13 protein-coding genes and 1 tRNA gene are annotated in these 13,871 nt (G+C 50.8%); 6 read left to right on the forward strand and 8 right to left on the reverse strand.

Annotated elements, in window-relative coordinates:
• Positions 1-111 precede the first annotated feature (111 nt).
• The 4 genes from ABRP31_RS19830 to ABRP31_RS19845 form a co-directional block, all read right to left on the reverse strand.
• Positions 112-405, reverse strand: coding sequence for a YcgL domain-containing protein (locus tag ABRP31_RS19830; RefSeq protein ID WP_349970201.1), 294 nt, complete (start codon positions 403-405; stop codon positions 112-114).
• Positions 402-1,535, reverse strand: a complete 1,134-nt coding sequence (rnd, locus tag ABRP31_RS19835) for a ribonuclease D (RefSeq protein WP_087265369.1) — start codon at positions 1,533-1,535, stop codon at positions 402-404. The genes ABRP31_RS19830 and rnd overlap by 4 nt, the downstream gene beginning before the upstream one ends.
• 147 nt (positions 1,536-1,682) lie before the next feature.
• Positions 1,683-2,318, reverse strand: coding sequence for a methylated-DNA--[protein]-cysteine S-methyltransferase (locus tag ABRP31_RS19840; protein ID WP_372488932.1), 636 nt, complete (start codon positions 2,316-2,318; stop codon positions 1,683-1,685).
• A gap of 241 nt (positions 2,319-2,559) precedes the next feature.
• Positions 2,560-4,248 carry an NAD-dependent malic enzyme gene (locus tag ABRP31_RS19845; protein ID WP_349970202.1) on the reverse strand — a complete coding sequence of 563 codons (1,689 nt, stop codon included), beginning with the start codon at positions 4,246-4,248 and terminating at the stop codon, positions 2,560-2,562.
• Positions 4,249-4,616: 368 nt separating this feature from the next.
• Between ABRP31_RS19845 and ABRP31_RS19850 the strand changes: the two genes are divergently transcribed.
• From ABRP31_RS19850 to ABRP31_RS19860, 3 genes are all read left to right on the forward strand, one after another.
• Entirely contained in the window at positions 4,617-5,267 is a 651-nt protein-coding gene (locus ABRP31_RS19850; protein WP_349970203.1) for an HAD-IA family hydrolase, read from the forward strand.
• A 326-nt stretch (positions 5,268-5,593) separates the two neighbouring features.
• On the forward strand, positions 5,594-5,887 hold the full coding sequence (locus ABRP31_RS19855; protein WP_349970482.1) for a type II toxin-antitoxin system RelE/ParE family toxin: 294 nt from the start codon (positions 5,594-5,596) through the stop codon (positions 5,885-5,887).
• Positions 5,888-5,890: 3 nt separating this feature from the next.
• Positions 5,891-6,175 (forward strand): addiction module antidote protein, encoded by a 285-nt coding sequence (locus ABRP31_RS19860; RefSeq protein WP_349970204.1) that lies wholly within the window; start codon positions 5,891-5,893, stop codon positions 6,173-6,175.
• Positions 6,176-6,446: 271 nt separating this feature from the next.
• Here ABRP31_RS19860 and ABRP31_RS19865 read toward each other — a convergent pair whose 3' ends face one another.
• Complete coding sequence (locus ABRP31_RS19865) at positions 6,447-6,629, reverse strand: hypothetical protein (protein ID WP_349970483.1); 183 nt, start codon at positions 6,627-6,629, stop codon at positions 6,447-6,449.
• A gap of 820 nt (positions 6,630-7,449) precedes the next feature.
• Between ABRP31_RS19865 and ABRP31_RS19870 the strand changes: the two genes are divergently transcribed.
• From ABRP31_RS19870 to ABRP31_RS19880, 3 genes are all read left to right on the forward strand, one after another.
• Positions 7,450-7,692 carry a helix-turn-helix transcriptional regulator gene (locus ABRP31_RS19870; RefSeq protein WP_349970206.1) on the forward strand — a complete coding sequence of 81 codons (243 nt, stop codon included), beginning with the start codon at positions 7,450-7,452 and terminating at the stop codon, positions 7,690-7,692.
• Positions 7,693-8,222: 530 nt separating this feature from the next.
• On the forward strand, positions 8,223-9,221 hold the full coding sequence (locus tag ABRP31_RS19875; RefSeq protein WP_349970208.1) for a hypothetical protein: 999 nt from the start codon (positions 8,223-8,225) through the stop codon (positions 9,219-9,221).
• Positions 9,222-9,225: 4 nt separating this feature from the next.
• A complete protein-coding gene (locus ABRP31_RS19880) occupies positions 9,226-10,158 on the forward strand; it encodes an S-4TM family putative pore-forming effector (RefSeq protein WP_349970210.1) in 933 nt (310 codons plus the stop codon).
• 785 nt (positions 10,159-10,943) lie between these two features.
• On the opposite strand, the gene ABRP31_RS19885 is transcribed toward ABRP31_RS19880, so the two are convergent.
• The 3 genes from ABRP31_RS19885 to purC all read right to left on the reverse strand — a co-directional run bounded on the left by ABRP31_RS19885 (position 10,944) and on the right by purC (position 13,858).
• Complete coding sequence (locus ABRP31_RS19885) at positions 10,944-12,410, reverse strand: TIR domain-containing anti-phage reverse transcriptase (RefSeq protein WP_349970212.1); 1,467 nt, start codon at positions 12,408-12,410, stop codon at positions 10,944-10,946.
• 552 nt (positions 12,411-12,962) lie between these two features.
• Positions 12,963-13,052, reverse strand: a tRNA-Ser gene (locus ABRP31_RS19890).
• Between the two features lie 92 nt (positions 13,053-13,144).
• Positions 13,145-13,858 carry a phosphoribosylaminoimidazolesuccinocarboxamide synthase gene (gene purC, locus ABRP31_RS19895; RefSeq protein WP_087265306.1) on the reverse strand — a complete coding sequence of 238 codons (714 nt, stop codon included), beginning with the start codon at positions 13,856-13,858 and terminating at the stop codon, positions 13,145-13,147.
• Positions 13,859-13,871: the final 13 nt, after the last annotated feature.

Raw genomic sequence — 13,871 nt, forward strand, 5'->3', positions numbered from 1 at the left:
AAACCTTAAAAACTAGACATGCGACCGATGACCGGCCGTGCCCGCATCAATTAGCGGCGCACTGACCGGTACCGATCTTTATAACTTCGGCTCACGGGTAGCAGTAACGGTTCACATCGGGTCGTTACGACGCAGCAACTCTTCGGGCAGGTGCTCGATGTACTCGTCTTCTGCCGGCGGCATCTGCAGGTGATAGCCCTGGGTGTCGAGGTTCTCCAACACCTGATTGATGTCTTCGCGAGACAGCGTGCGCTCCGGACTCAATACCAGGTCGAACGCATGAAACGGTTTGCCGAATGCAACCATCAACTCAGGCGGAACGCGCTTGAGCTCATCGCTCTTGAGCACGTACAGGTACATTTCATTTCTTTTGGTGCTGCGATAAATCGAGCAAATGCGCTTCACTGCTGTTCTCCTGCATTGGCCAGGCTGTCGAGCAGCGCCTGGCCCATCAATTCACGGCGCCAGCCACGCAGTGAATCGGGTAATTGATAGGGACCGTTCGGAAAACCGCTTTTGAGCAGGGCTTCCAGGGTCTTTTTGCGCAACATCAGCTCTGGCGCCATGTCCAGCTGTTCGGCATAACGCTGGCCCACTGCACGGAGCGTCTTGATCACGGCCGCGGCCTCGATCGGCAAAGGCTCAGGCAATGCTGGCGGCCATTGATCGGGCGGCAGGCTGCTGGCTGTCTTGATCAGGTTGAGCAGATACTCGCCATCCTGACGCACGGTCTTGGGGTGCATATCATCAATCTTTGCCAGCGCAGCCAGACTGTCCGGCTGAGTCCTGGCCAGCGGCCACAGCGAATGCTCGCGCACGATACGGTTGCGCGGCACATTACGGGCACGCGCCTCACGCTCACGCCAGGCACACAGTTCACGCAGAACTGCCAACTGAGCACGGGAAAGCTTCCAGGCCAGTTTGGCCTCGCGGTAAACCTCGTACGGGTCTACATCACGACGCAGATTGGCGACCAGCTCGGCGCCATCTTCCAGTAACCACGTGTATTTTTCGTCAGACAGGCGCGGACGCAAAATGCCGTAAAGCTCGGCCAGATGCACCGCGTCTTCGGCGGCATAGCTGATCTGTGTCTCGGACAGCGGACGCTGCAGCCAGTCCGAACGGGTCTCGCCCTTCGGCAGGTCGATATTCAGGACATCCTGAACCAGGCGTGAGTAGCCCATGGAGAAACCCAGATTCAGGTAAGCGGCCGCCAGTTGAGTGTCGAACAGCGGCGCAGGCAGGCTGCCCGTCAGGCGCAGCAATACTTCCAGGTCTTCGCTGCACGCATGAACCACTTTGATGACGTCAGGGTTCTCCAGCAGCGCCGACAACGGCCGCCAGTCATTGATCAGCAGCGGGTCAATCAACCACGCGCTGGTGCCGTCACCGATCTGCAGCAGGGCCGCGATAGGGTAAAAAGTGTCGACCCGCATAAATTCGGTATCGAGGGCAACAAAGGGTAGTGACTGCCATTGTGCGCAATGCAGGGCGAGGCTGTCGTCGTCGCGAATCCAGTGAATATCGATGGCCACACGGCTCTCCCTTGAAGAATGGCGCGCAGTATATATCGCCGTCGGCAATTACCGCGCATCTGTCCTACAAGTGTTGAACATCTTCATCTTGGATTGACGGCTATTGTGGGTAAAAAACGACCGTTCATCGGGCCAGCGCTTCGACCTTCAGAATCCTAACTGGCCCTGCTCGTCGATTTGCAGTTTTACGCGCTCCAGCCGCAACAGGAATTCCTTGCGATGCTTGCCACCGCCATAACCGGTGAGCGAGCCATCCGCACCGATGACTCGGTGACACGGCAAAACGATGGACATGCGATTGCTGCCATTGGCAAGGCCAACCGCACGACTGCCTCCCGGCTTACCCAGCAACAGCGCGATTTCGCCGTAGGTGCAGGTGGTGCCGTAAGGCACCTGACGTAACGCTTCCCACACTTGATTCTGAAAAATACTACCCGGCGTATGCAGCGGGACTTCAAAGCGGGTCAACGTGCCGTCGAAGTAGCGTTTCAACTCGTCTTCAATCTGTAGCAGATGCGGCGTATCGCCCGCACCGATCAGATAGCCGAAACGACTGCGCAGCTCTTCGACTTCGCGCATCAGGATCGGCCGATCGAGGAATTCGAGCATTACCAGCCCGCGTTTTTCCGCCATGGCAAGCATGGCGCCCAGAGGTGTTGGCAAGATTTTGAAATACAACGGCTCGCCGGTGGAGGGTTTCGCAGGTTTGGTCTGCAACAGGTTTTTCAGGGCGGCGTTGAAGGCGCTGATCTGTTCGGCGCTTGTTTCGTTGAATCCTTCCAACACATCTCTCCTGTGCTATGCCGGTTATGAGTGAAAAAACGCCCGACCTGTAGGAGCTGCCGAAGGCTGCGAAAGCGATCTATCAGATAGAACGCCTTCGCAGCCTTCGGCAGCTCCTACAGGTCACGCGTGACGCAAAAAAGATCGTGCATAAAAGCGCCACATGAGCCAAGTCTAAACCCATAAAAAAGCCGCGACAGGTTTGCCTGTCGCGGCTTTCGCTCAGCTTGTCAGTGCGCAATCAAACCGCGCTGCGACGGTATGCCCGGTATTTCGGCTGCCAGAAGTTGCGCTGGATTGCCTCAACCAGAAACTCTTCAGTAGTTTCCAGCGCCACACCATCAGCCTGAGCCTGCTTCGCGACAGCCAAGGCAATCTTCTTACTGACTTCCTGGATCTCCTTCAGCGGCGGCAACACCGCGTCGCCCTTACCCGTCACCATCGGCGAGCACTCGGCCAACGCATTGGAAGCGGCCATCAGCATCTTGTCGGAAATCCGCGTGGCTTTTGCCGCGATCACACCCAGACCAATGCCCGGGAAGATGTAGGAGTTATTGCACTGCGCGATATGGAACGTGCGATCACCCACAGTCACTGGCGCAAATGGACTACCGGTGGCCACCAGCGCATCACCGTTGGTCCAGGTCAGAACTTCCTGCGGCGTGACTTCCACTTTCGACGTCGGGTTGGACAGCGGCATAACCAGCGGCTTGGCGCAGTGTTTGTGCATCTCGCGAATGATCTGCTCGGTGAACAGACCACGCTGACCGGACACGCCGATCAACACCGTCGGCTTGCCGTTAGTCACCACGTCCAGCAGCTCAGGGTAGCCCGAACCGCTCGACCAGCCCGCCACGTCGCCAGCCTTCTGTGCCAGGTTCTTCTGGAAGTCCAGCAGGTTGTCCATGCTGTCGGTCAGCAGGCCGAAGCGATCAACCATCATCACTCGCTTGCGTGCTTCTGCTTCCGTCAGGCCTTCAATCACCATCGCGGCGATGATGTGCTCGGCAATCCCGCAACCCGCCGAACCTGCGCCGAGGAACACCACGCGCTGCTGACCGAGGGTTTCGTTCTTGGCTTTACAGGCCGCGAGCAAAGTCCCCACCGCTACCGATGCGGTGCCCTGAATGTCGTCGTTGAAGCAGCACAGTTTGTCGCGATACTTGTCCAGCAACGGCATGGCGTTGGTCTGAGCGAAGTCTTCGAACTGCAGCAACACGTCCGGCCAGCGACGTTGAACGGCTTCGATGAACAGCGCAATGAAGTCTTCGTACTCCTTACCGGTCACCCGCTTGTTGCGCCAGCCCATGTACATTGGGTCGTCGAGCAACTCCTGATTGTTGGTGCCAACGTCCAGCACGATCGGCAACGTGTAAGCCGGGCTGACCCCGCCGCACGCGGTGTACAGCGACAGTTTGCCAATTGGAATGCCCATACCACCAATGCCCTGGTCACCCAGACCAAGAATTCGCTCGCTGTCAGTCACCACGATGATCTTGATCCGATCCTTGGTGGCGCTACGCAGAATGTCGTCGATACGGTCGCGATCCGGATAGGAAATGAACAGACCACGGTGGGTGCGGTAGATCTTGGAAAACTCCTGACAGGCCTGCCCCACCGTCGGCGTGTAGATGATCGGCAGCATTTCATCGAGATGGGAATCAAGCAGGCGGAAGAACAACGTTTCGTTGTTGTCTTGGATCGAACGCAGATAAATATGCTTGTCCAGATCGCTCGCACATTGCTGGTACTGGCTGTAAACCCGCGTGACTTGCTCTTCGATCGTCTCTACGTTTTGCGGCAGCAGCCCGATCAGATTGAATTCGACCCGCTCTTGCGGGGTAAAAGCACTGCCTTTGTTCAGCAGGGGCATTTCCAGCAGCGAAGGGCCGGCATAGGAAATATATAAAGGTCGCGAAGTCTTGGTCATTTTCAGTGATCGCCTTTTCTTGTCTACTCGTATTCAATCCGTACAACCGAGGCTGGCAACCCGGAATCTCAAAAGAGCGCATCAGGGCCAGCCCCGAAAAATCGGGGTTGTGAAATCAAGGTGCGTATCTTACTCGCGCAAAATCGTGTTGCGACAATTTGCCGCTACTACATGGCGAAAGGATGGCAAAAAATCAGGTTCGTATCCCCTGCTACTGCTGGGCAGACTCGGAATTGTCACGGAATATGTTGACCACTGTAGGAGCTGCCGAAGGCTGCGAAGGCGTTTTTCCTGACACACCGTATTTCGCAGCCTTCGGCAGCTCCTACAAAATCGCGCGTATCTTCCCCACTTCAAAGAGGTAACCCATGCTCAACAACCGACGCTTCTCGGCATTCCTGTTCGACATGGACGGCACGCTGCTCAACTCCATTGTCGCTGCCGAGCGGGTCTGGACTCACTGGGCCGAGCGCCACGGCCTGGACGTAAAAACCTTCCTGCCTACCATCCACGGCGTGCGCTGCATCGATACCATCCGCAACCTCAACCTGCCCGGCGTTAACCCGGAGCTGGAAGCCGAAGTCATTTCACAAGCAGAAATAGACGATGTAGAAGGCGTCATAGAAGTCGCCGACGCCGCCCGCCTCCTTGCCTCGCTTCCACCCGAACGCTGGGCTATCGTCACCTCCGCCCCACGCGCTTTGGCTGAAGCCCGCCTGAAAGCTGCCGGCCTGAAATTACCGATCAACATTGTTACCGCCGAAGACGTCAGCCAAGGTAAACCCGCCCCGGACTGCTTCCTGCTTGCGGCTAAACGACTGGGTGTTGATCCGAAAGACTGTCTGGTATTCGAAGATGCGCCTGCAGGCATTGCGGCGGCTGAAGCAGCGGGTGCGAGTGTGGTGGTGATAACCGCGACGCATGAGCATGAGATGGAGACGCAGCATGGGATGCTGGAGAGTTATGAAGGGGTGACGGTGGTGGTTGATGCTGAGGGATTGGGATTGATGCGGGTTTAAAGCAGGAAGACAGCCCGCGCTCAACAGCCTGACTACCAAGATAGTAATCGTCGCGATCGTGTAAAAAATTCCAGCGGCGGCTGCCATGGAATACCAGAAAAACTCATCAGCAACCTCTCCAGCATCGACTCCATGAGACCAAGCGCGGTAGGTATCTACCGCACGCGATACAGGTTGCAAGCCTAAGCTCTCTGACCCGTTGTGATATTTCGTCCAGCCATCCTCCTCGATAAATAGCCGAATCCGAGCTCGAATGAACTCGCCTGCGCGAATATCGCCAACTTAAAAAAAGACGAAACCTTGTCTCCAGTCGGATACACTTGGCAGTGACGTACACAATACAGCAGACACAAATCTTCACCCATTGGCACGCAGGCTTGCGCGACATACGGGCCAGGATCGCTATAGCGCGACGTATTGAGCGCGTATCGGCAGGTAATCTGGGAGACGTGAAAGCCGTCGGCGAAGGAGTGTCCGAGATGCGCGTAGATGTCGGCGCAGGATACAGAATCTATTTCACTACCCGGGACCGTACGATCATCGTGCTCCTGGTCGGCGGCGATAAATCAACTCAGCCGAGTGATATAAGGCAGGCAAAAATAATGGCGAAGGAGGTTTGATAAATGGCCACTACCCTAGTGCCGTTTGATATGGCAGCAATCCTTGACAGCGACGAGGCGATCAACGAATACCTCTCCCAGGTTCTTGCTGATGGCGATACTGACGAACTGATTCGTGCCGTGGGCCATGTAGCAAAAGCACGTGGCATGGCTCAGATAGCCAAGGATTCAGGGCTTGGCAGAGCCAGTCTGTACAAAGCTTTGGCTCCAGGTGCAAAGCCGCGCTTTGACACAGTGCTGAAAGTATTAAATGCACTCGGAATCAAGCTGGTCACCCACCGTTCTTAACCAGACCAGCATCCCAACCCGAGGTAACCATACTCAACAACCGACGCACTCGGCATTCCTGTTCGGCATGGATGGCACGCTATCGATCCATCATTGCTGCCGAGCGGACATGGACTCACTGAGCAGAACGTCATGGCGTCTGACGCAACATGAGATAGAGACGCAGCACGGGACGCTGGCGAGTTATGAAGGCGTTAGGGTGGTGGGCGATGCTGAGGGGTTGAAACTATTCGGTACTGACCAACAGACGGGGCATGCAAGCAAAAAGCGATTAGCTGAAGCGCCTGGCCAGCAACAGCGTTACCGTGGACACTGCGCCAATCATGCCGATGGCAATTGCGACGGGATACCAGAAGATTTCGCGAGTCATTTTGCGAGCTTCAGCATTAAGCCTGGTTTTTTCAGCGCCAAGCTTGTCAGCCTCGAAAACCAGCTTGTGTGCTTCGGTTAACATTCTGTTGATCTCGGCTTTGGTTTTTTCGAGCTCGGTTTCAGTCATGACACGTTCCCGCATGGTTTCCTCTGAAATGAGCGCCTATATAAGCCTGCGCCCCTGAAACTGATTTCCCTCGTTATCCCGGGTGGATTCAGGTTCATCTTCAGCCAATTCAATTTGGCGACTGCGGCAGTTATTCATATCTTCCCGCTTTCGACTATCAATCAGGGGAAAATCGGACGATTCCTACACTCCCTCGGGATGGCGTAGAACCTGTGGGAGCGAGGCTTGCCCGCGATTAAGCCGACGCAGTGAATCAGCCACACCGGAAACCACCCGAACACCCACAGCATCCTCCACCCGCCCAGCCAATCACCTCAACTCACTCATCAACACCCAACCGTCTACGCCGAGCCACCAGCGCCCGCCGAAATAACAAATCTGCGTAATCCATAAAAAGCCGCGCTAGATGATTAAGCGCTACCTCCTCGCCTTCACTGCCCACAACGAAGTCGAAGCCCCAATGCACGTTTGTTCTCGTCGGGTAGCTCATCCCAACTGGTCATGAGGTAGGCGTACATGGAGCTGACGACTTGCAGCCGGGTAGGTATGTCTCGATAGTTTTTCCGCTGCTGTCGACACCCACAAGATTTTCGCGTGCTAACCAGACTTCCCTTTTTTTGCTGCACACGAGGTGAATATCTATTTCTCATGCATGACTCCTTCTTGCTCAGGTGAATGCTTCCATGACTGCATGCATGATAAATCAAAAACCCATTTTGGGATAATCCCAATTCAGGTTTAATTAGGTAGCCGGATCATCAAACGGCACATCTGAGTGAAAACCATCCACAACACCCGCTACCAATCCCTCCTGACCCTTCTCCTGGACGCGCGAGTAGAAGCAGGCCTGACCCAAAAACAGCTAGCCACGAAATTGGGGCGACCACAGTCCTTCGTATCAAAAACCGAAAATGCGGAGCGAAGACTGGATGTGATTGAGTTTATGGATTTGTGTCGGGGGCTAGATGCGGATCCGCATGTGCTGCTGGCTCGGCTAGAGAATATGCCTGTGGGTTAATGGCGGATGATCATGAATCAAAAAGCTACTGCCTTAAGAACACGGCCCTTATAAACACCATGACAAAAGCAATCTATCGACGAGAACATCAGGTCCTGATCAAGCTACTGCGCACGATCAGAGAAAATGCCGACCTGCAACCGGCTCAAACAGACGGTAAGGCGCAAGGGCTGCCCGCGTCAGGTCAGCATCACGGTTGCCCCAAGACAGTAGGGGCTTTCAGAAGGGTTCCAAGGACGGCCAAATCAATCCCCTACTCTACCCGCTTTGGAGGTCGGCTAGCCATCGCCACTGCCTCTTGCAAACAACGGTTTTCAGTCAGGAAGGGTCTAGCCCGCGTGCCTGCTTCCCGCCAATCGGAACGAAGCAGAACACTGGTGAAGCTCAGTTGCCTCTAGCGGTCACCGCCAGCGGGACAGCCCCTTTAGGGAGGGCACTCTAGCCCGCATACCAGCAGATGGCGCTTTAATGGCTACTGACTGAGTTTTGTGATCCAATCGGGGCAAAGGACTCTGCAAAAAGGACGCTACATGGCTACCACTGTAATCACTGCTTTTAACGAATTTCTGCAAAATTCCGTTAACTTAGATCCCGAAGATACGAAAGCTGCTCGACTGGACAGAGATAATCTACGAACCCGAATCCAAGGTCTACAAACCACGGTCGATTATTTTCCTTACCTTTATACTGACGCTGACATTAATTATGGGTCATTTTCACGCCGAACTAAGAAAAGACCGCTTGACGACGTAGATATGTTTTTCTGCCTAATGGCGCAAGGGGCAACGTATAACGACTACGACCCAAACAACATCACACTTACCCTCACCGACACGTCGAGCAGGCTCTACCAGTATACAAAGGACGACAATCGAACGATAAGCTCAATAAAAACCCTAAACAAATTCAAATCAAGCTTGGCAAATATTTATCATTACCGCAGCGCTGAAATCAATAGGCGCCAGGAAGTGGTGTTGCTAAATTTGGTTAACAAGGATTGGTCATTCGACATTGTTCCATGCTTCATTACCGTCGAGCAGTTCGGAAAAAACTTTTACATCATCCCAAATGGTAATGGTGATTGGAAAAAAGCCGATCCACGCATCGACAAAACTCGAACAGCTTCGATAAACCAACAGAACAAAGGATACCTCCTTAACGTAATTCGAACGGTAAAATATTGGAATAGCCGTGCGACGATGCACACGATGGGTTCATACCTATTAGAAAATATTATCTTAAATTTCTACCAATACCGCACAGACTGCACAGAATTTGTGGACATGTCACTACCGGGCATATTCAATCACATTTCAACGGCTGTATATCAAACTGTAGCTGATCCGAAAGGTTTTCAGGGCGATCTAAATACGCTTAGCTTCGAACAGAAAATGAGCATCAGCGCTCGGGCTAAACTTGACTATCAGAGAGCTACGGAAGCAAGACGCTTAGAGACTGAAAAGGACCTAAAAGGGTCCATCAATAAATGGCGTGAAATTTTCGGCAATGAATTCCCCACCTACGGGTAACGATATGGGCATCAAGGCAAAACAGAATACTCATCCAAACATTCAGAAAATTGCTGCTTTTAGAAGATTGTATTCTATTGCGAAAAAATACAACAATTGCTATGTCATGCTCAACATAGTGATGATGACAGCTTTAACATTCCTATCCATAGGACTGAACTCAGAAGAACTTTCGAAATACTTTGGCTTTCAGCAGCGTGACTACTCGAACTGGTTAGCAGTAGCATCCATTATCGTTTTGACCATCGACAAGCTTATTATTGGCGAAAAAATAGATTCCACAAGAGAAACGGCGGCAAAGATTCAAGAGAAATTCGACAGAGGAATATTTAACCTTGGATGGAACAGCGCGTTAGCTGGCACGCAGCCAAGAACCGAAGACATAATTAAACATGGGGAATGGTATCTAAACAAGCACACCGATGCTAAATTGCGAGATTGGTACGCCGTTGAAAGCGATTTGGTTCCGCATAAATTTCAGATCCTGATTTGCCAAAACTCATCCCTGTATTGGGACGCGAGCCTTCGCCAGAAAATAAACTATGTCGTCATGATTGTTGGAGTAATCATTTTTGCAACCGCTCTAATATTATGCTTAGCGTTCGATCTTTCCACTTCAGCCATAGTAACAAATTTGACTGCGCTTCTTGGACCACTCCTAGACTACGGCTACAACACCCTAAAAGAAAATAACGCGTCAATCGCTAATTCGGAACGATTGCTTGAATGCCTTGAGCAGTCTCTCGATGATGCTACAGTGAATAAAAGCGATACAGAAACTTACAAATCCCTAGAAGCGATTCAAGACCAGCTCTATGTCAAGCGGAAAAGCGACTGGTTGATACCCGATTTTTTCTATAAAATTTTGCGTAACTCTGACGAGAACATTATGAGGCAGACCACCCGACAGCTTGAAGATAGGTTTAAACAATCTTGAAATTCGCCTGAGCGATTCCCATGGCAAAGGCAGGGCGCAAGCCAAGCCAGCTCTACGACATGCTAAACTGCCTTTGAATCTGACTGGCTCGCTTGCCTTGTGCCAGCTCAGCCCGTGGGAAAGTTAAATACCCTTGGCTTAAGTGTTGACGTGGAGAGAGCTAAACCAATCGATTTTAGTAAACTTTTTCACTTAAAAAATGTTTCCCCACTCCGGCCCCAATCATCCGAGTCCATCTACCATCCCCTCCATAAACTTTTTAAGTTGCTTGGCGGAGAGTGAAGGCAATAGCCTTATGGAAACTCTTAAGCAAATAAGACCCCACATTTCGAGAAATAACTACTGATAAGTAAAAATCAAACAACCGCTATACCCAGCACCCATTTCGCGTTCAGAGGCGGAACCTCAATTTTAAAGAACGCACTTCTTGATCAAACCAAGTATTTGAGCTTTGTAGTGGGTACTATCTCTTTTAGGATCTAGTTTTAAAAGCTGATCATCAGCAACGTAGCTGCACGTAGCGAATGATAGAGAGAGGCAAGCAGCCAGGAAGGTAGGGAGTAAACGCATTGATCCTGGTCCTTGGAAAAGGTTGAGAATCGATGGTGACGCACTACATTTTCTGTAGCAATAGATATCCTTAGAAAATCTTATTTCTTAGGCCAACCCGAAATAGCATTTTTCTAGTTTTCAGCCCTCACATTCACTAAATAATAGTCAACATGATACACATATAAAAAGCACCGCTGATATTTTATAATACGCCTGCATGCAGACGCATGCCTTTATGAAGACAGCATTCCTTTAATCTTTTGTGCAATTTCGTCCGGATTATCTTCCCATGTAACATACAATTTATCACTCATCAAAAAGTTATCATTCAAAATCTTATCCTTATCACCATGAATCAGCGGAAGTAAACGTTTTGTTCCGCCTGAAATATCACCATTTAGAACAGCATTGATCTCTTTTTGCGGCCACGCCTTTACGACAGAGTTATCTGTCATCACCGCGATTACATATTTAGACTTGATTAGAGCTTTGTTGATAGTTTCAATAAGTGAGTCCCCCCACCCAATTTCTTTCGTATCATAAAAAGCATGGACTCCTATTTTCTCTAAGGCCTCATATAGGGGCTCTACGATTGTCTTTTTATCTTCAGACGCATGGCAGAGAAAAACATCATACATTTTGTATTCTTCCTTTATAGCTTTTAAGAACTTAGGTGGGGATGTGTCATGCTCAGCCATTTTTAAAATTAGCTTTACATACGTTGGGTCGTCACGTCCTTTTACCATGGCAATAAAGGACAACCGTCCATATATGTTGTGTTTTAGTTTTCTTCCATCATCAGTAAGTTCAACTTCCTCAGGTTTCATCCCGAGAATATCTACGTAAAATTTCCGCTCAGCTTCCTTCGGATCATGAATCCAGTGGTGAATAGCTGTACGAACTTTATGCTTATACTCAGCAGATATATTAACCTTCTTGTTTATAATCAACCCAGTAACTTCTTGCCTGTCATACTTTGATTGAAGCCTATTTTTCTTTTCATTAATTTCAAAGCTGGCCCTCGAAAATATACTAGCTAAATCTTCTCCAATTATAGTTCGGCCGTCGCTAACATGAGCTATCCCTCGAGGAAACACTCTTTTTGCTGAAAGCGTAATATCGTCCGCATATCTTGAATAAATAAGACGATGACTACGGACATGTTTGATGATTCGATTATCTAAAATGCTTGCTACGATATTCGATACAACGGGAGAAGTGGCCGCACCTTGAGGCAGGTAGTTGTTGAAGCAGCAAATTTGAGCTATTACCGTCGCAACATCTGGGTGAATTTCAAAAGGTTTAGCAATGAACACCGCCCGTACGCGGCCGAAATTAATTGAACCAAAGAAATCTTTAATATCTACGTTTAAGACCCAATTCGATTTTTTGTGAAGGAGGGCATTTTGAAGAATGCCTCTTTCTTTGATAAATCCTTGGACACAAGGCTTGAACTCAATATTGTCAGTCAATAGCTCTGCAAGCTTATGCTGAATCACCCTCAATCCTTTTTGAGGGGAGTCAATCTTGCGGAGGCCACCCCGTTTCTTTGGAATCTCAAAGGATTTATATTTTCGTTCATCTGCTCGTTTGTAGCAGATAAACAGAAGTTGTCCTTTTTTCACATCTAGAAGGTTGCAAAGGACATCGAGAGAATCAAGCTTATGGATTGAGCGATTTGGGGGATTCAGTAGCTTCAAAAGCAGACTCCGGCCTGTACGCTACCTGAGTAAGAAGCGGCACCCCCCGCTATTTACCTTATGCCCGCGAGACCCATAACATTACGAATCGTCAGTCTCAGCGTAACTCACAGTAGCATATGTCCTTACATTAACGATCATTGCAGTAGGTAGCACTGCATAGTTAAAGCTTGGAGGGGGTGCCTACACCCTTTATGCCCTAAAGCCAATCGGATGGCAATAGGACATGACACTGCGACAATCGAAAGGTGCAGTCAACTTACAGCGGATTCACTAAACGACCCATAAGGCGATCTTACAGCTTTTAACGCACATTCGCCCCTTCCTATGAGCAACAAGGGTAAGCCCCCTGCTCCGCATCATAGGCCGTCGCAGAGGTGGCGGTTAATGGGACTAGACAGAATGGAACACTGCAGAAAAAAGACAGACGAAAAAAAACCCCTTTTTGAGCCGTCTCGCAAAAATTCTTTTAGAAGTTTTGCTACAAAAGACTGCTACAAAAAGAGGTTTCTCAAAGCCTATAACATGTTGATTTTAAAGGCTTTTTTGTAATGGCGGAGAGATAGGGATTTGAACCCTAGGTACTGTCGCCAGTACAACGGATTTCGAATCCGTCCCGTTCGGCCACTCCGGCATCTCTCCAACGGCGCGCATCATAACAGTTCAATCGCAGAAGGCGATACCTTTTGCTGATTTTTTTTCGTGCTATCAAGCGCTTGCGTTACTTTTCCGTCTTAGAGCGGTACGCCCAGGCGGTTGGCGACTTCTTCGTAGGCTTCGATGACGTCACCGAGGCCCTGACGGAAGCGGTCCTTGTCCATTTTCTTCTTGGTGTCCTTGTCCCACAGGCGGCAGCCGTCCGGGCTGAATTCGTCACCCAGGACGATAGAGCCGTCGCTGAACACGCCGAATTCGAGTTTGAAGTCGACCAGCAGCAGACCGGCGTCATCGAACAGTTTGCTCAGAACGTCGTTGACCTTGAGCGACAGTTCTTTCATGCGCGCCAGTTGCTCGGCGGTGCCCCAACCGAATGCGACCACGTGGGATTCGTTGATGAACGGGTCGCCCTTGGCGTCGTCCTTCAGGAACAGCTCGAAGGTGTATGGGTTGAGCTTGAGGCCTTCTTCGACGCCCAGGCGCTTGACCAGACTACCGGCGGCGTAGTTACGCACGACGCATTCGACCGGGATCATGTCGAGCTTTTTGACCAGGACTTCATTGTCGGCCAGCAGTTTGTCGAACTGGGTCGGAATGCCCGCAGCTTCGAGCTTCTGCATGATGAAGGCGTTGAACTTGTTGTTCACCATGCCTTTGCGGTCCAGCTGTTCGATACGCTTGCCGTCGAACGCCGAAGTGTCGTTACGGAACAGCAGGATCAAGCGGTCAGCGTCGTCGGTCTTGTAAACCGATTTGGCTTTGCCGCGGTAGAGTTCTTCACGTTTTTCCATGATGGGCTCCGCT

Source organism: Pseudomonas caspiana (genome assembly GCF_040224095.2).
In the GTDB taxonomy this organism is placed as follows: Bacteria; Pseudomonadota; Gammaproteobacteria; order Pseudomonadales; family Pseudomonadaceae; genus Aquipseudomonas; species Aquipseudomonas caspiana.

What these genes read in the sequence shown, in the direction of transcription:
- ABRP31_RS19845 (WP_349970202.1), bottom strand. Translation starts at nt 4,248, where the DNA reads ATGACCAAGACTTCGCGACCTTTATATATTTCCTATGCCGGCCCTTCG.
- ABRP31_RS19850 (WP_349970203.1), top strand. Translation starts at nt 4,617, where the DNA reads ATGCTCAACAACCGACGCTTCTCGGCATTCCTGTTCGACATGGACGGC.
- ABRP31_RS19860 (WP_349970204.1), top strand. Translation starts at nt 5,891, where the DNA reads ATGGCCACTACCCTAGTGCCGTTTGATATGGCAGCAATCCTTGACAGC.
- ABRP31_RS19865 (WP_349970483.1), bottom strand. Translation starts at nt 6,629, where the DNA reads ATGTTAACCGAAGCACACAAGCTGGTTTTCGAGGCTGACAAGCTTGGC.
- ABRP31_RS19875 (WP_349970208.1), top strand. Translation starts at nt 8,223, where the DNA reads ATGGCTACCACTGTAATCACTGCTTTTAACGAATTTCTGCAAAATTCC.
- ABRP31_RS19880 (WP_349970210.1), top strand. Translation starts at nt 9,226, where the DNA reads ATGGGCATCAAGGCAAAACAGAATACTCATCCAAACATTCAGAAAATT.
- purC (WP_087265306.1), bottom strand. Translation starts at nt 13,858, where the DNA reads ATGGAAAAACGTGAAGAACTCTACCGCGGCAAAGCCAAATCGGTTTAC.